This window comes from Facklamia miroungae, from assembly GCF_012396555.1.
GTDB lineage: Bacteria > Bacillota > Bacilli > Lactobacillales > Aerococcaceae > Facklamia > Facklamia miroungae.
In genome coordinates this window covers 27727-45186 of record NZ_JAAXPS010000008.1, presented here as the reverse complement: position 1 = coordinate 45186, position 17460 = coordinate 27727, and the positions used below count along the sequence as shown (strand labels likewise).

General features: G+C 37.4%; 14 protein-coding genes. All 14 read right to left on the bottom strand.

What is annotated here, in order from left to right:
* Positions 1-92 precede the first annotated feature (92 nt).
* On the bottom strand, positions 93-2882 hold the full coding sequence (gene ileS, locus HF969_RS07755) for an isoleucine--tRNA ligase (protein WP_090290129.1): 2790 nt from the start codon (positions 2880-2882) through the stop codon (positions 93-95).
* A 274-nt stretch (positions 2883-3156) separates the two neighbouring features.
* The gene (locus HF969_RS07750; protein WP_090290128.1) at positions 3157-3945 is read right to left on the bottom strand and encodes a DivIVA domain-containing protein; all 789 of its coding nucleotides are present in this window, start codon (positions 3943-3945) and stop codon (positions 3157-3159) included.
* 33 nt (positions 3946-3978) lie between these two features.
* Positions 3979-4761, bottom strand: a complete 783-nt coding sequence (locus HF969_RS07745) for a YlmH family RNA-binding protein (RefSeq protein WP_090290127.1) — start codon at positions 4759-4761, stop codon at positions 3979-3981.
* Positions 4762-4764: 3 nt separating this feature from the next.
* Positions 4765-5037, bottom strand: a complete 273-nt coding sequence (locus tag HF969_RS07740) for a YggT family protein (protein WP_090290126.1) — start codon at positions 5035-5037, stop codon at positions 4765-4767.
* A gap of 65 nt (positions 5038-5102) precedes the next feature.
* Entirely contained in the window at positions 5103-6422 is a 1320-nt protein-coding gene (gene ftsZ, locus HF969_RS07735) for a cell division protein FtsZ (RefSeq protein WP_090290125.1), read from the bottom strand.
* 30 nt (positions 6423-6452) lie between these two features.
* On the bottom strand, positions 6453-8030 hold the full coding sequence (gene ftsA / locus HF969_RS07730; protein ID WP_090290124.1) for a cell division protein FtsA: 1578 nt from the start codon (positions 8028-8030) through the stop codon (positions 6453-6455).
* 132 nt (positions 8031-8162) lie between these two features.
* The gene (locus HF969_RS07725; RefSeq protein ID WP_090290123.1) at positions 8163-9320 is read right to left on the bottom strand and encodes a cell division protein FtsQ/DivIB; all 1158 of its coding nucleotides are present in this window, start codon (positions 9318-9320) and stop codon (positions 8163-8165) included.
* A gap of 27 nt (positions 9321-9347) precedes the next feature.
* Positions 9348-10460: an undecaprenyldiphospho-muramoylpentapeptide beta-N-acetylglucosaminyltransferase gene (gene murG, locus HF969_RS07720; protein WP_090290122.1), complete on the bottom strand. Its 1113-nt coding sequence runs from the start codon at positions 10458-10460 to the stop codon at positions 9348-9350.
* Positions 10453-11835: a UDP-N-acetylmuramoyl-L-alanine--D-glutamate ligase gene (murD, locus tag HF969_RS07715; RefSeq protein ID WP_245694845.1), complete on the bottom strand. Its 1383-nt coding sequence runs from the start codon at positions 11833-11835 to the stop codon at positions 10453-10455. Before murD ends, murG begins: the two co-directional genes overlap by 8 nt.
* Positions 11836-11861: 26 nt before the next feature.
* Complete coding sequence (mraY, locus tag HF969_RS07710; RefSeq protein ID WP_245694848.1) at positions 11862-12812, bottom strand: phospho-N-acetylmuramoyl-pentapeptide-transferase; 951 nt, start codon at positions 12810-12812, stop codon at positions 11862-11864.
* On the bottom strand, positions 12809-14317 hold the full coding sequence (locus HF969_RS07705) for a UDP-N-acetylmuramoyl-L-alanyl-D-glutamate--2,6-diaminopimelate ligase (RefSeq protein ID WP_090290121.1): 1509 nt from the start codon (positions 14315-14317) through the stop codon (positions 12809-12811). Before HF969_RS07705 ends, mraY begins: the two co-directional genes overlap by 4 nt.
* A gap of 15 nt (positions 14318-14332) precedes the next feature.
* Positions 14333-16039 (bottom strand): peptidoglycan D,D-transpeptidase FtsI family protein, encoded by a 1707-nt coding sequence (locus HF969_RS07700; RefSeq protein WP_090290120.1) that lies wholly within the window; start codon positions 16037-16039, stop codon positions 14333-14335.
* The gene (locus tag HF969_RS07695) at positions 16036-16482 is read right to left on the bottom strand and encodes an FtsB/FtsL family cell division protein (protein WP_090290119.1); all 447 of its coding nucleotides are present in this window, start codon (positions 16480-16482) and stop codon (positions 16036-16038) included. Before HF969_RS07695 ends, HF969_RS07700 begins: the two co-directional genes overlap by 4 nt.
* 24 nt (positions 16483-16506) lie before the next feature.
* Entirely contained in the window at positions 16507-17451 is a 945-nt protein-coding gene (gene rsmH, locus HF969_RS07690) for a 16S rRNA (cytosine(1402)-N(4))-methyltransferase RsmH (protein WP_090290118.1), read from the bottom strand.
* Positions 17452-17460 lie beyond the last annotated feature (9 nt).

Genomic DNA, 17460 nt, shown 5'->3' with positions numbered 1-17460 from the left:
CTTGCTTATGGGTTTTTTTGTCTTTTAATCCATATAAAAAGTGTCTGAACATTAGATGATCAGACACTTTTATTAAGCAACGACGTAACGATTTAGTCTTTATTTTCAAAATATTCTGGATACTCAGTTCTAACAATTTCATAGCAGCGATGACAAAGTTCTTCTGCCCCTTCAATTGTTCCTACTTCAGGACGAACAGCACGACAGCGATCACAAATTTGACCTTCAGCAAAGTCGACTTTTACTGCATAATCTTCAAATCTAAGAGCATCTGCAGGTGCTTGAGTATATGGCAAGACTGATAGTTGAGAAACGGTGAATAACTGTGCGGGTTGTTCGCTCAACAAATCAAACGCTTTTTTATCATTTTCGCTGATGTACAACGAAACTGCTGCTTCAAAGGATTTTTTAATTGGTGTTTCAGGATGATTTTTTGCTTCTTCTAAAGCCTTGTTGACTCCTGTTTGTAACTTAAAGAATACTTCCCATTTCGACGCAATCGCTTTAGATACTTCAAGCTTTTCTGCTTTTGGCATTTCGGCTAATTGAATAAAACCATCGACACCAGGTAAATCTTTCCAAGCTTCTTCTGTAGTATGCACAATTAAAGGTGTCATTAATAGTAATAAATCATGAACCATTCGATAAATAACTGTTTGCATAGAACGTCGAGCATAACTTTCTTTAGCTTCAATGTAAACAATGTCTTTCGCAATATTTAGGTAAAAAGCAGATAAATCGGATGAAACAAAATTCATAATCCGTTTATATAGTTCCGGAAATTGATAATGATCGTATGCATCGAGTACATCTGCTTTGAATAGATTGAAATTGGCAGCCATATACTGATCGAGACTGGTCAATTGGTCATTTGCCACCGCGTTTTCTTCTGGATTATAATCATTGACTAAACCTAACATAAAGCGAATTGTATTCCGTATCTTACGGTAGGATTCAGAGACTTGTTTTAAAATTTCATCTGAGACACGAACATCCGATTCATAGTCAACCGAAGCTACCCAAAGACGAATAATATCTGCTCCAAGATTATTCATAATATCAGCAGGATCTATCACATTCCCTAAAGATTTAGACATTTTTTGTCCCTTGCCATCATTGACAAATCCTTGGGATAAAACCGCTTTGTATGGCGGGAAGCCATTAACAGCCACTGAAGTCGTAAAAGAGGAGTTAAACCAACCACGATACTGGTCTGATCCTTCCAGATACAAGTCTGCTGGGAAAGTCAAATCTTCTCTAGCCTGCAAGACGCCAGCATAAGAAGTACCCGAATCAAACCAAACATCCATAATATCCATTTCTTTAGTGAATTTGCCATTTGGCGAAGCAGAATGTTGATACCCTTCTGGTAAGAGATCTTCAGCTTCCCATTCGAACCAGATGTTAGTTCCGTGTTTTTCTACTAGGTCTGCTACATGATTGACAAGATCTAATTCTAAAATTGCCTCACCATTCTCGGCATAGAATATTGGTAAAGGAACGCCCCAAACACGTTGTCGCGAAATCACCCAATCTCCACGGTCTCGGATCATATTATAAATACGACGTTTACCTGATGGATGGTGCCAAGTCACTGCGTTTTCAACATTTTCTAAAAGTTCAGACCGGAATTTTTCAATCGATGCAAACCATTGAGGGGTTGCACGATAGATAACAGGTTTTTTTGTACGCCAATCATGCGGATAGGAGTGAACGAACTCTGAATAATGTAATAGACTCTGGTTTTCTTTAAGTTTTTCCACAATTTGCTTTTGCCCTTTAAGATAGAAGACCCCTTCTAAACCAGGCGCTTCATCGGTAAAGTGCCCCTTTCCATCAACAGGAGATAAAATATCTAAGCCATACTCTAACCCAATCCAATAGTCATCTTCACCATGTCCTGGAGCGGTATGAACCAGTCCAGTACCCGTTTCTAAAGTTACGTGGTCACCAACCATTAGTAAGGACTCGCGGTCATAGAATGGATGTTGAGCTGTGAGACGATCAAAGTCTTGCCCTTTATAATGCGCTTCAACTTGGTAATCATTCCATTCTAAGGTAGAAGCTACCGATTCTAATAAATCTTCAGCGACAATAAAATGACGGTCTGCAACAGCTACTTGTACATAGCTCGCTTCACCCAAAACAGAAATACCTAAGTTGGCTGGTAATGTCCAAGGAGTAGTTGTCCAAATAACGAACTCAGCCTCTTGAGGCACTATATTTCCACCATTTTTCACCTTAAAGGCCACGTAAATGGATGGCGAAGTCACATCCTGATATTCAACTTCCGCTTCAGCAAGCGATGACTCTGAAGACCAAGACCAATACACTGGTTTAGCTCCCTTATAGATATAACCTTTATCAGCCATTTGGCCAAAAATTCTAAGTTGTTGTGCTTCATATTCAGGATTGAGCGTTAAATATGGGTTTTCCCAATCCCCATTGACACCTAATCGCATAAAGGTTTCTTTTTGACCTTCAACTTGCTTCAAAGCATAAGCTTCACATAATTTACGAAATTCAGCTGTTGAATGTTCTTTACGATTGACTCCTTCATTTTTTTGTAAAGCAGATTCAATCGGTAAACCATGAGTATCCCATCCTGGTACATAGGGTGAATAGTAGCCACTCATTGATTTATAACGAGTAATAAAATCTTTTGATATTTTGTTAAATGCATGTCCCATATGTACTCGACCATTGGCATAAGGAGGTCCATCATGTAGAATCCAGGGCTCACATTTAGCGTTCTTTTTTTGGATTTTATGGTATAGATCTGCCTCCTGCCACTCTTTTTGTAAACTTACCTCTTTACTCGGTAAATTAGCTCGCATATCAAAGGAAGTCTTTCCTAAATGTAATGTGTCCTTTAATTTCATTAATTATTCCCCTTTCTATAAAAAAAAGTCCCTTCCTTAGAAGGGACGTCAAACACGCGGTACCACCCAAATTAATAGTTAAACTATTCGCTCTTCATGATAACGCTCTTTAAGCGGATCCAGCTAATCGTTCAATTGATTCACCAGTCAGTCAATAGAGTGATAAAGAAAAGATACAGGGACTCTTGAGCTTGCACCATCCCCAAGTCGCTAATGTTTGATATCTCTCTTCGTGTTTCTATTTTATCTTTTTCTAATAATTTTCTTTATTATATTAGTCTTCCGTTGGAAGGTCAATACGAATTGTCTCTCCATGCAAATCTGTATGATCCGCTTCTATTTCATCAAAGCTCTCCACATTTCCAGAATGATTTTGTTCAAAGGCTTCAAGTTCTTCGCGGCTCAACGGCATTGAAGGAGACGGAAAATCTTCTTCCTCTTTAACTTCTGCTTTACTAATTTCTCTTAAGTCATTCAAATCAAATACTTGAGTTACAGACAAGTCTTCTTCGGCTTCGTGTTCTGATTGTTCTACCAGATGATCTAGACGGTTGCTCATAACGGGACGTTGTTCACGTGTTTGAGCAGGTGTTAATGCAGTGCCATCAAATAAATTTTCAAAAGAAGTATTATTGACAATTGCTAGTTGGCCTTCGATTAAGTTACGTAACTCTTGACGGTACTCTTTAGTAACTGTACGTAATCTTTCCGCTTCTTCGAATATTTCATTCGATTGGGCATTGGCTTGATCAATCACGCGACTGGCTTCACTTTCAGCTTCATATAGAATGAGTTCAGCTTCTTTTCGAGCGTTTTGCTTCAAACGCTCCGCTGCTTCTTGAGCAATAATTATGGAAGAATTCAATGATTCCTGTAATTGAGAAAAATAAGCTATTTTATCGTTTGCTTCTGTCAAATCACGCGATAGATTATGATTTTCTTCTAGTGTTTTTTCTAATTGTACGCGAACTATATCCAAAAAATCATTTACCTGTTCAGGATCATAACCACGAAATTTATTATTAAATTCTTTTTCTAAAATATCATTTGGTGTAATTGTCATAATATTCCTTCCTTTTCAATAGAATTTGCTCTCTTAAACCTGCAATAAATCAATTGTTAATCTGAAATTATCTTTTTTTGTTTTACCATCTACCGTTTGAATACGAAATCGACCAAACCGGCGTAAAGAAACAATATCAGAAATTCCTACCAACGTATCACTTCGATCAACCTCAGTAAAATTTATTTTTACTTGACCTGCCTGCACGGCATCTTTTGCTCGCTGACGAGAAATATTATATATCTTGGCTATTAAACTGTCCAATCTTAAAGAGGAAACAATTACGGTTGTTTCTTCCCACTCATCAATCGTTTGCAAAAGATCTTCTCGCGTGATCGGGGTTAGATGAACACCCACATTTGCTATCTTCTTAACTTCATCTATTAAATATTTTTGCATCTTCAAATCAACGATTATATGCCACGCTTGACCATCTGTAATAATATCGCCAATTCTGCCTCTTTCAATGCCTGTTCCCAAGATCGTTCCAAGTATTTTGCCATGAGTCAAGTCAGCAAATTTAGCGGGAAAATTTATTTCTAAGTAGCCTAATTCCAAATCTGCTCGTTGCAAAACATAGTATGAAGGATAGATTAAAGCTCTCTTTCGTTCGCTCTCTTCATACCCACCATCTAAATAATAAGCCATTTCATCTCGACTATTTAGAATATGTTTTAAAATTGTGGCTTGTCTTGGGGTTAAAAAAGAGGTTAAGACTGGCGTGTAAAGACGATCAACTTGATCAATCCAATCATAAACTTGGTCTACATAAGGAATTTCTTCCTTACGATAATGTTGATAAATATCTTCTTTCATGGCTTATCCGAACACCATCACTATTAACGAGATAACACCACGCTCGATTAAAGATAGCGTAAATAGAGCAATAATAACATTTATCGAGATTGGACCAATTGGTGGAATAAAGCGATCAAAAATATCGAGAAAAGGACTTGCTAATCGCGTGATCAAATGACCAATCGAACTTTCTCTAGCCCCAGGTAACCAAGAAAGTAACGCATAAAGAATTAAAACCCACTGGTAAACACGAAATAGAGTAGTGACAACTGAAATAATTCCAAGTAAATTCATAATACCTCCGACTTCATTCCTGAAAATTGGTGAAAAGAGGAAACACTGCTGCTTCCTCTAAACAATTAGTGACGATTTCTTTTACGGAAGAAAGGAGGTGTTTCGAGTTCATCCTGATCATCTGCTTCAGCTTGACGCACCTTACTTTCAGATTCCGGTCTTTCAAAAGTTCTTTCAATTTTTTTCTCTTTTGGTTCTACATCTGCCACATCACGAGTAATTTGTTCGCGTTTAATATCCCAATCACTGAATAGATCTTTTTCAGCTTCTTTAGGGTTAGTTTGACCTAAATTAATTGATCGTTCAGAACTGGTTGCCATTGGCTGATTGATAGAACTTGCTTTATTGTCTGTGGCAAAAGAATTGTTATGAGAAAAGTTAGGTCTAGATTGGCGCATATTTTGTTGTTTATTAATGGTATTCTTTTCTGCATCAATTCCTGTAGCTATAACAGTTACTACGACTTCATCTCCTAGACTTTCATTAATAGACGTTCCAAAAATAATGTTTACATCTTCACTAGAAGCAGAAGCAATAATATCACTTGCATCTTGCGCTTCAAATAAACTCAAGTCAGGACCCCCTGTTACATTCAATAGGATTTGTTGGGCTCCATCAATCGACACTTCCAATAATGGGGAAGAAATTGCTTTTTTGGTTGCTTCAGCAGTACGATTTTCACCAGCAGCCGTTCCAATTCCCATTAAAGCAGTACCCTGATCTTTCATGACTGTCTTCACATCTGCAAAGTCTAAGTTAATAAAACCAGGAGCAACAATTAAATCAGAAATTCCTTGAACCCCTTGACGTAATACGTTATCAGCTTCAGAGAAAGCTTCCATCATTGGTGTCTTACGATCCACTACTTCTAAGAGGCGGTTATTAGAAATGACAACTAAGGTATCGACAGCTTCTTTAAGGTTTTGTAACCCTTCGGCTGCAAAGCGGCCACGTTTAGGTCCTTCAAAAGTAAAAGGACGTGTTACTACTCCCACAGTCAGAGCACCTAATTCTTTAGCGATTCGGGCAACGACAGGAGCAGCTCCCGTTCCTGTTCCCCCACCCATACCAGCAGTAACAAAAACAAGATCTGATCCTTCTAAAACTTGACGTAATTGTTCCTCAGATTCTTCAGCGGCTCTTAATCCCACTTCTGGTAATGAACCAGCTCCTAGACCTTTTGTCACTTTTGGTCCTAATTGAATTTTAGTTTCTGCTTGAGAACTTTTTAAAGCTTGAGTGTCAGTGTTGGCCACAATAAATTCAACACCTTGTACATCTTCTGAGATCATACGATTAACCGCATTACCTCCCGCTCCACCAACACCAATAACTTTTATAACTGCTCCTTCAGGATTAACAGTTGGATCAAATGATAATTCCATTAAAAATTTCCTCCTCTTATGCTGTCTTAATTAGTCAAAGAATGTCTGAAAATATGCTCTTAATTTATTTACAAAACCACCTTCATTAGTTGTAGGATCTGTAACGGTTGCATTATGCCACTCTTCTTCAGAATATTGGTCATCCGATGGATAATCATTATACCTCGGATCTTGCGGTTCATTATAAGTATAATAACCCGTGTGGTTTGAATTATCTTGAAAAGCTTGTGCATTAGGATGGGGTTGTGATAGGGAAGGACTCTTCGGTCTTTGTCTTGCTTGTTCTGGTCCAGCAAAGCCACCTTGGGGACCGAATTGTTGCCCACCTCCGTCACGAGGCTGATAGTAGGTATTTTCGAAATCATCATAAGACTGACTTCTTCCACTATCATATTGACTAGATAATGTTGGATTGCCTTCTCTAGCTGCCGCATGTTGTGCTCTTTGAGCACGAAAAGTAGATTGAGCAATTTGATGAACTTCATCAAGTTTTGAAACATATTCAACCATTCCCACACTCGTAGTGTAGACTGGATTACGCATTCCCATTTGTTCTGGGATATAGATACGTACCTGTGAGCCAAAATATTTCTTAGCTAATTCTAAAACGCCAGGTAATGAAGAAGCCCCTCCTGTTAGAACAAAACCTCCAGGTAAATCTAACGCATCTACTGCTTCTAAGTCCTCTCTAATTGTTTCAAAAATTTGAACTAATCTTGCTTCAATAATTTCGGATAAGTAGCGTTCATCTACTCTTACTGGCTCCTTACGCCCCACCGTCTCAACTGGAAAATATTCTTCCGGTGAAGTTTGACTAGAAATTGCATAGCCATATTCGCGTTTAATACGTTCGGCAGAATCCAGTGAAGTATTAAGAATAACAGAGATATCCTTTGTTACATAATCTCCACCTTCTTGATCAACAAACGAATACTTCAGTTGATTATCATAGATAATAGAAGCCGACGTCTGTCCTCCACCCATATCAATAATTACTGTACCAAATTCACGTTCATCTTGATTTAAAGCAGTGGTTGCGATTGCTTGCGGTTGGATAACAAACTCGGAAATAGATAATCCTGCTTTTTCTACACAGCGTCTAATATTATGAATAATCGTCCGAGGTCCAGTCATCAAGCGAGCATACAATTCAAGTCGCACACCAATCATACCTCTCGGATCACGAATACCGTTAAAACCATCCACGATGAATTCTTCAGGTAAGATGGCAATGACTTCTCTTTCAGGTGGAACGGATCTTACTTTTGCTGCCGAAATGACATTATCCACATCTCTTGCGGTAATTTCACGGTTTTCGCTAGCAACAGCAATCATACCGTGGCAATCATCAATCGCTAATTTATTACTTGGTACACCGACTACTACTTCGTTAATTTTCACGTTTGCTTTACGCTCTGCTTGCTCGATCGCTTTTTGAATAGAGAGAACTGTCTCATCTATATCCACAATCACTCCTCGACTCAAACCGCGTGATTTTTCATTACCAACACCAATTATATTCACTTGTCCATTCATATATTCGGCAACAACAACCTTAATCGAAGTTGTTCCGATATCTAAACTAACAATTATTTCTTGATTTCTCATCCAGGTGATGAACCCCCTTCATTTACCCAAAACATGAGTATTTATCACGTTATATTACTTTTATATTAACATATCAATAATGTCAATGAAATTAAAAGAAGCCCTTGTTATCAATTCGTAATCATACTTATCTTAATTATTGTTAAGCTTGACCGAATTAGTTTCACTATTATCAGGCGTGAAGTAGGCTCCTACCTCAAGATCAATTATACCCTTTCGATCATTTAATTGATCTAATATTTTCGGATAATAATTCATTTTCTCTGCTACCGTTGTGCTGACTGCTTTAACTAGATTACCATCTTTCATTTTAATTTCAATATATCCCTCTTTACCTGGCTTTGAGGAGGGGTTGATTCTTGCTATTTTTTCAAGGACTAGTGGATCCATTTGTCTTAAAGCTGACGCTAGTTGTTTAAGCGCTAGTTCAGAGTAGTTTCCCTCAACCAAAGGTAGTCGATCAACTTGTGCTTCAATGAGTTGACTTTGGCTTAACACCTCATCAGAAGTCAATCCATTACTGAGTAGAGCATAAGTCTTATTATTTAATTGATAGATTCCTACAATCTGATGTTCCTTAACAATAATGTCTAATGCCCGCCAGTTTTCACGTGTAATGCGCACATCTTCTAGCAAAGGATTATTAGCCAAAATATGCTTTTCAATGTCCTTACGCCACTTTAAAATTTTATCCACTTTATCCATTGAATGAATAGACACACCTTTTAAGATAGCCTCAACTTGGACCATTTCATTTCCCGAGATACGCAAAGTATTCACGTTATCAAAGGGTAAAATTTGCCATCCAGACCAGATCATAATGGTGTAAATAAATATAAAGAGAATGAAAATTTTACTCTTCCCTTTTGGAAAATTACTCGTTAATGAAGTAGGAGTGGTATTTTTCCACCCGTTTAAAGTTTTTTTAATTTTTTGATTCCATCTTTGTCCAGATTGGTTAAACGTTTGATCAGAAGGGTGATTATACCTATTATCTGTCCGATAATTCATCGAAAGTGAGCTGTTGAAGGGTTGGTCTCTATTAGCTCTTGGTCGGACAACTTGCGTTTGGTCATTATTGCGATAATCATTTAATGAATAAATTTTTGATGAACGATTATTTTCTGGTTCTGATAATTGCTGGTTAAAAGCGGTAGGGAGAATAGGTTTGCCTTCAGAGTCTAAACGATAGTTTCCCATAGGAGCGGTAATCGGCTGATTTTGTCTATCTGAAATTGTTTTTCGATTTTGCTGATTAAGACGTTTATCTGGTAACCGATAATTAGCCATCCTATTCCTCCTTTCACTAAAAAGCTTTTAAATTATCTCATTCATCACTTGAATAATACGCTCACTTGCATCACCAATCCCTATTTTTGCAGCTGCTTTCCCCATTGCTTCTAGAGATTTAGGCTCTAGCATCTTGTTATTCACAGCTTCAAACAATGTCTGTCCATTGAGATCTTGTTCCTTTATCATCACGGCTGCATTTTGATTAACTAACGACAATGCATTGTGTTCTTGATGGTTATTGGTCACATACGGACTCGGTATTAAGATACTAGGTAATCCTAAAGCAGTTAACTCTGTCAAAGTCGTAGCTCCAGCACGACAAACAACAAGGTCAATGGCTTGAAAAACGCTTGGCATGTTATCGATATAAGGCACAATTCGTACATTAGTACTGTTATTAATTCGACCAAGTGCTTCGTGTTCTAGTTGTTGGAAATGGCTTTGGCCTGTAGCAATTATAACTTGATAATTGGCTGCTAACCAATTCTCTAAGGCTTTAATCCCTGCTTGGTTAATGGCTGGTGCTCCTCGTGAACCGCCAAATACTAATACGGTAGGTTGATCATCCCTCAATCCAAACTGTTCAGATAACCCATTTGGTATGCGAGGTGTAGCAATTACTTCCTGCCCTCTTGGGTTCCCAGTAAGCACTACTTTATTTTGATATTTACCAAATTGACTCTCCGCCTCTTCAAAACAAACAGCTATTCGATTAACGAAACGAGCCAAAAACTTATTCGTGATGCCAGCTACTGAATTTTGTTCATGAATCATCGTTGGAATTTTAAGTCTACTAGCAGCTAACAAAACGGGTCCGCATACATAGCCGCCCGTTCCCAATACGATATCAGGCTGAAAATCACGGATCAATTTCTTTGCCTTGCGTGTTGAGTTAAATAACTTATAGATCAGTTTCAGATTATCGATACTTAACGAACGTTTCAAACCGGTAATTTCAACGGCTTCAAATGGAATACCTTCTTGAGGAACTAACTTTGATTCTAATCCTTTATTCGTTCCGATATAAAGAACCTCAATATCTCCTTTGGTTTTTAAAGCACGATACAAGGCTAAAGCCGGATAGATATGTCCGCCCGTTCCCCCTCCAGAGAGAACAATTCGTTTCACTTTATTCATTAAATTCTCCTTCTTCTACTCGCCTTCGAAAAGATTCGACTTGGTCTATAAATCGATCACCTCTGATTTCGAAATTATCAAATTGATCCCACGAAGCACAAGCGGGTGAAAATAAGACAACCTGCCCTTCTCGTGCATAGTTAATTGCTTCTTGACTGGCTTGGTCTAAATTTTTTAATAAGAATATATTTTCTACTCCAGCCGTTGTAAAATCTATTTGCATTTTTTCTTTAGATTCCCCATATAAAAAAGCAGCTTTAATATTTTTTAAATAGGGAATCAAATCTGCAAAATCATTCCCGCGATCAAGGCCTCCACCGATATAGACTATTTCTTGAGCAAAACTTTTAAGCGCGGTAATTGTTGCGACCGTATTAGTCGCTTTAGAATCATTATAAAAGGCAATTCCGTTGATTGTTCCTAATGGTTGGATACGATGTCGAATGCCTTTAAAACTTGATAACCGCTCTCGAATCGTCTCATTCGAAACGCCTTTAATTTTAGCTACTGCAAGAGCCGCAAGAGCATTCTCAAGATTATGTTCTCCCGGTAATTTAAAGGTCTGGATGGGCGCCACTTCTTGATCTTGGTAATAAAAAGATTGTCCTTTGATATACGCGCCTGATGTCACAATCTTCTGACGTGAAAAAGGCACTTTAATTGCAGAGCAATCTTCTAACCAAGTTTCAAGTTCAACTTGATCTGCATTATATACTAAATAATCTTCTTTAGTCATTTGTTTTACTAAATTTAATTTAGCTGCGATATATTCTTCGCGCGTCCCGTGATAGTCTAAATGTGCTGAATAAATATTGGTGAAAACCGCTATCTGCGGGTGAAAAGTTTCAATCCCCATTAATTGAAAAGATGAAAGTTCCATCACAATCAGATCATCTTCACTAACTTTCTGAGCCACTTCAATTGCAGCCACGCCGACATTTCCCGCTAATTCAACCTTCCCTTTCCAAGCATCTTGTAAAAGATGGTGAGTTAAACAAGTAGTGGTTGTTTTCCCATTAGAACCAGTAATTCCAATAATTGGTGCTAAACTCTCCCGATATGCTAATTCAACATCCGTATATATCGGTATGTTCCTTCGAATGGCTTCTTGAATAATTTCGAGGTTATAAGGAATGCCTGGATTTTTTACAATCCAATCAATTTCTTCTAATAATTGAAGAGGATGTCCTCCGTCAACCACTCGAATTCCCGACTTTAATAGCAAATTAACCGACGGGTCCTTGGAAAGGTCCCCTCGGTCATTGAGCGTAATTTTAGCATTTTGTTTTCGTAAGTAATTTACAACACTTTTCCCAGTTAAGGCATACCCCATCACTAAGACCTGTTGTCCGGCATATTTATTTGTCATATACATTCACACTCTCTCACTTATTAAACCTATTATAAAATGAAATAGAGCAAGCTAGCAAGTAAACCCACTATCCAAAAAACAATCACTACTAGCTCTTCAGACCAACCGACCATTTCAAAATGGTGGTGAATCGGCGACATTTTGAAAATTCTTTTCCCTCTTGTTTTAAATGAGGCAACTTGTAAAATAACGGACAGTGTCTCAATAACAAAAACAAAACCAATGATTAATAGTGACCATGGATTGTTTAAGAGAATAGAAACGATTGCCAGACCCGCTCCTAGTGCTAAAGAGCCGACATCCCCCATAAATATCTGAGCAGGTTTACGGTTGAAAATTAAAAAGGATAAGAGACTTGCTACAATAACCAAACAAGCTAAGGCGATAGATCTTTGTTCTTCTTGTACAGCTAACATAAAATAAGCTCCATAGGCAATAATGTTTAACCCAGTTGCCAACCCATCTAACCCATCCGTTAAGTTTACAGCATTCGAAAAACCTGTGATCCAAAAGAAAGCAAAAGCAATTACGACAATTAAATGGCTTATTTTCAATGAAAATAGCGGAAGGACAAATGCTTTACCTAAAAGGAACCCAGCAATAATCACTATTCCTGAAAAAAGTAATTGGAGTAAAAACTTTTGTTTAGCTGTCAATCCCTCATTTTTGCCGGTAAAAATTGAAATAAAATCATCCGCAAAACCAATCCCACCAAAAAATAACCACGTTAAACCAATCATCCAAAGATTAGGATCTAAAAGATTAAATAACCAACCGAATAAAAAAGTTATTACAATCGACACAGAAATAAAAACGGTACCACCCATAGTAGGGGTGCCTGTTTTCACTTGATGCCAAGAAGGTCCTTCTTCACGAATGGCTTGACCCATTTTCTTATTAATAAATAAGCGAATAAATAAAGGAACTAAAGCTAAAGTTAAAAGACTCGAACCTACAAAAGCCATCAATAATTGCATCATATTTTCCATTTGTTTTCTAACTCCTCTTCTACAATTGCGATTTCATTGTAAGGTAAGTACTCATCTCCAATCACTTGGTAAGCCTCTCCACCTTTGCCAGCAAAAAGAAGTGTGTCTCCTTCTTCGGCTTGATTTATCATATATCGAATTGCTTCTTTGCGATCCTCTATTAAAATGTAGGGGATCTCTTCATGGTCTCTCACCATTTCAGAAACAATCTTTCTAACCGGTTCATGTCTTGGATTATCTGCAGTAAAAACTAACTCATCCGACCAGTTAAATAGTATATCTCCCAAATCAGGCCTTGCAGCAGAATCTCGATTACCACCTGAATGGCCAAATAATACACGTAATTTCCCCTGTGAATCTTCTTTTAATTCACTTAAAACATTTTCTAAAGCATCAGGAGTGTGTGCGAAATCAATGACTACACGGTAATTTTGTCCTTTATCAATAACTTGCATTCTACCTGGTATACCCTGAAGTTTATGGGTTAAATTAACAATTTGATCTGCTGAGTAACCATAATACATGGTTAAACATAGAAAAGCTGCCATAAAGTTCATCACATTATAAGCACCAATCATAGACAACGAGACTTGAAATGTTTTATTTTTAAAATGTAAATTAAACCTTTGGATAGCTCCTTCTAAATGAACGTGATCAGCATATACGGTCGCATTTTTATCTTTCATACTATAGGTAACCAGCTCTGCGCTTGTTGCTTTTGCCATTACATTCGCATAGGGATCATCCTGGTTAACTATCGCGAGACGTGGTTTACCTTGATGAAAATTTTGCCCCAATTGAGCGAACAGCAAACTTTTTGCATAAGCGTATTGATCCATCGTTTTATGGAAGTCCAAATGTTCGCGCGTGAGGTTCGTAAATATTGCACAATCAACATCCGTATACCACAATCGTCCTAAGGCCAGTGCGTGAGAGGAAGCCTCAATGATTATATCACTACATTTCTCATCAACCATCTCTTTATAATACCTTTGTAAGCTAACTGCTTCTGGAGTAGTATTGATAGAGGGTATTTCTCGTTTGCCTATTTTATAATGTAAAGTTCCAATCACACCTGTTTGATGTCCTAGTAATTCTAATAATTGAGAGATCAAATGCGTGGTTGTTGTTTTTCCATTCGTTCCAGTAACAGCTACAAGCGGAAGTTGGCTAGATGGTCGACCAAAAAACTGATGAGACAAGATTGCTTGCGCTCGATAGGTAGAAGGAACTTTAACGAGCGTTACCTTTAGTTTTTCTGCTAATTGAAGTTGCTCAGAAGAAAAAAACTCAGCCACAATAAGTGATAATTTCTGCTTGATAAGTTGGCTAATAATCGAATGTCCATCAAAACGCTCTCCCTTAATTGCAATAAAAGCTCCTTGTTCAACAACCTTCCGACTATCATTAGTTATATCCACCACCGCTTTATCTAAATTAAGATCGCCTGCTGTTTGGTAATTAATTAAGACGGATATTAACTCTTTGACTTGCATCTTGTACCCTTCTTTCTATTGGTTGATTAGTATTGATTCTAACATTGGATGGAATACCTCCGATAGCATTTGCGTCCCATATATACCATGATCATTTTGTGGTCGCTTAATAAATAAATAGAGCATGTATTTCGGTTTTTCAGCTGGGAAAAAGCTGATCACAGAGTAAAAATAATTATTTCGACCCGTTAGATAGCCCAAACCTTCTGCACTTCCAATTTCAGCAGTACCTGTTTTAGCCGCTACTTTAACTAGATCCGATTTAAAGGGCCTTGAAGTTCCCTCTGGATCTTCAACTGCTCTTACCATCAAATCAAGTATATAAGGGGTGACTTGGGGATCAACTACCTGGCCCAAACTTTGCTTTTGATAGCCATTTTGAGAACCAGCAATGTGATCAATGTATTGAATTTTCATCATTTCTCCATGATTAGCAATTGAACTATAAGCTTGCATAAGTTGAATAGGAGTTGCTGAAAATGCTTGACCAAATCCCGACATAATACGTGAAATGGGATAGGTGAAATCTAAACTACCAGGGTTCTCGTTAGCTAATCTACTATTTGTACTTACACCAAAACCGAATTTTTTTAATTCCTCAACCCAGACCTGATCTCCCATTCGATTAACTAAGTCAACCATCGCCACGTTGGAAGAACGAATAAAACCATCTTCAAAAGATATTTGTCCCCAACCATATTGATTATGATCACGCACTTCACGATCATATACATTTACCTTCCCGGATAGGAACGTTTCACCGGGTTGAAAGACGCCTTTTTCTTTAGCTTTAGCCATGGTTAAAATTTTAATTGTTGATCCAGGTTCATTGGCTGTTTCAACCAATAAATTTTGCCAGAGATCATCAATACCCTCTCTAGTGTTTAAATTAAATGAAGGGCGTTGAGCAGAAGTTAATAGTTTTCCAGACTCAAGATCGACCAGATAAGCCCCCATCGACTCTGGTGAATACTTCTTAAAAGTCTTATCTAAAACCGTTTCTGTTTGATTTTGAATACGACTATCAAGAGTTAAATAAATATCGCTACCTAAAAGATCTTTTCCTGTTTTTGCTGATCCTTCTTTTTCTCTTTCGCCGGATAAAACATCATTGTATGCCGCTTCTACTCCCATCGCGCCCTCAAGTATAGAATTTGAAGCATCTGAACTATTGATATTTTCAGCGTAGCCTACCAAATGTGAAGCAAAATAATCATTAAAATAATAGCGACTAACTTGACCCGTAAAGAAAATACCAGGCAAGTTTTCAGCTTCTATTGCTAATTTAGTTTGGGCTGACAAATTTTTAGAAGCTGAACCGAACTCAATTTGGTTGACATCCTTTTTATTTAACAAAGTCCAAATCGTTTCACGCGGTAGATCAATATATTTTGAAAGAATGCTTGCTGTATAATCAATATCTTTTACTGTTTCACCATCTGCCCAGTCCGCATTTAAAACAGCATACATAGAATAAGAAGTAGTATCCATCGCAATCGGCTGACCAAATTGGTCATAAATTGTGCCTCTTTTTGCTTTGGCAATACTACTTCCATTATCTGTTTGAATTTTTTGATCCATCAAATTGACACCATTAACCTGTTTGAAAAGCCCAATTTGTGTCATTCGTCCAATCAATATTAACCCTGTGCATATAACAACAATAGATAAAAAGAATAAATTATAACCCTGATTTGATTCTACTTGATTATTATTTTTCATTGTTGATCGATATCCTTTACACGATCCCGCTCAGCTTTCATACCATTTGCTTCCGCAACTGCCTTAATATTTTCAAACTTCAAATTTTCTGCTTTCTCAATCATTAACATTTCCGTTTCTTTAATTAAATCTGCTTCTACGCTTTGGATTTTTTGAATTTCTTGGTTGGCCTGATTTACCTGCCAACGAAGATATAAATTCGCAAAAGAACAACCGATTATAATAAAAAGAGAAAAAACAATTAATATACGGTTCAATGATAATACTTGCTTAGAGGTACTTATCTGATTAGGTTCGTCATTTTGATTGTTTTTAGGTAAAGGAGCCCATTCTTCTATTTTCCGAACGGCGGAGCCCTCATATATATTTAGTGAATTAATTGTTAGCGATTGAGCTTCAATAGGTTCTTGATAATAATTCTTTTTTTGATAATTTTTAACCACATTCGCTAACCCCCTTACCCAAGTTTACATGCTTACTCGTTCAATAATTCTTAATTTTGCTGATCTAGACCGGTTATTTTCTGCTAATTCTTCTGGTGAAGGAAGAATTGGTTTTCGATTGACTAATTGAAATTCTGGCTGTTGATTAGTAAATACCGGTAAATTGCGAGGCGTTTCTGGTAAAGCTGAAACTTGTTTAAACATTTGTTTCACTAAACGATCTTCTAAAGAATGGAAAGTGATGACCGCCATCCTACCACCTATTTTTAATAATTTTAGTCCTTGCTCAATCGAAGTTTCAACCGCCCCTAATTCATCATTTACAGCAATACGAATCGCTTGAAATGTACGCTTAGCTGGATGTCCACCCGTACGTCGTGTCGCGGCAGGGATAGCTTCTTTAATTATTTCAGCCAAACCTGTTGTCGTTTCAATAGGTGCTTTTTCTCGTTCCTGTTCGATTTTTCTTGCAATTCGTTTAGCAAATTTTTCTTCACCATAACGGAAAATAATCCGGACCAAGTCATTATAATCCCAATGATTAACTATTTCATAAGCATCTAAAGACTGTCTTTGATCCATCCGCATATCTAATCTAGCAGTTTGATGATATGAAAACCCTCTTTCAGCAATATCTAATTGTGGCGAGGACACACCTAGGTCATAGTAAATCCCATCCACTAAAAGAATTGATTTTTCTGCTAGCGCTGACTCTAATTCACGAAAATTTCTTTCAAAAAATGTGACTTTACCTTGTAAAACCTCTTCTTCCAAAGTTTTCTTAGCATTTTTAATAGCTAATTGGTCTTGATCGAACGCTAATAAATGACCGCGTTCAGAAAGAAGACTCAAAAGATAGTGAGCATGACCTGCTCCTCCTAGTGTACAGTCAACATAGGTACCATTCGGATTGACATCTAATCCATCAATTGTTTCTTTCAACAAAACTGTTTCGTGTTTAAACGTCATTCAGTCACC

What these genes read in the sequence shown, in the direction of transcription:
- ileS (WP_090290129.1), bottom strand. Translation starts at nt 2,882, where the DNA reads ATGAAATTAAAGGACACATTACATTTAGGAAAGACTTCCTTTGATATG.
- HF969_RS07750 (WP_090290128.1), bottom strand. Translation starts at nt 3,945, where the DNA reads ATGACAATTACACCAAATGATATTTTAGAAAAAGAATTTAATAATAAA.
- HF969_RS07745 (WP_090290127.1), bottom strand. Translation starts at nt 4,761, where the DNA reads ATGAAAGAAGATATTTATCAACATTATCGTAAGGAAGAAATTCCTTAT.
- HF969_RS07740 (WP_090290126.1), bottom strand. Translation starts at nt 5,037, where the DNA reads ATGAATTTACTTGGAATTATTTCAGTTGTCACTACTCTATTTCGTGTT.
- ftsZ (WP_090290125.1), bottom strand. Translation starts at nt 6,422, where the DNA reads ATGGAATTATCATTTGATCCAACTGTTAATCCTGAAGGAGCAGTTATA.
- ftsA (WP_090290124.1), bottom strand. Translation starts at nt 8,030, where the DNA reads ATGAGAAATCAAGAAATAATTGTTAGTTTAGATATCGGAACAACTTCG.
- HF969_RS07725 (WP_090290123.1), bottom strand. Translation starts at nt 9,320, where the DNA reads ATGGCTAATTATCGGTTACCAGATAAACGTCTTAATCAGCAAAATCGA.
- murG (WP_090290122.1), bottom strand. Translation starts at nt 10,460, where the DNA reads ATGAATAAAGTGAAACGAATTGTTCTCTCTGGAGGGGGAACGGGCGGA.
- murD (WP_245694845.1), bottom strand. Translation starts at nt 11,835, where the DNA reads ATGTATATGACAAATAAATATGCCGGACAACAGGTCTTAGTGATGGGG.
- mraY (WP_245694848.1), bottom strand. Translation starts at nt 12,812, where the DNA reads ATGATGCAATTATTGATGGCTTTTGTAGGTTCGAGTCTTTTAACTTTA.
- HF969_RS07705 (WP_090290121.1), bottom strand. Translation starts at nt 14,317, where the DNA reads ATGCAAGTCAAAGAGTTAATATCCGTCTTAATTAATTACCAAACAGCA.
- HF969_RS07700 (WP_090290120.1), bottom strand. Translation starts at nt 16,039, where the DNA reads ATGAAAAATAATAATCAAGTAGAATCAAATCAGGGTTATAATTTATTC.
- rsmH (WP_090290118.1), bottom strand. Translation starts at nt 17,451, where the DNA reads ATGACGTTTAAACACGAAACAGTTTTGTTGAAAGAAACAATTGATGGA.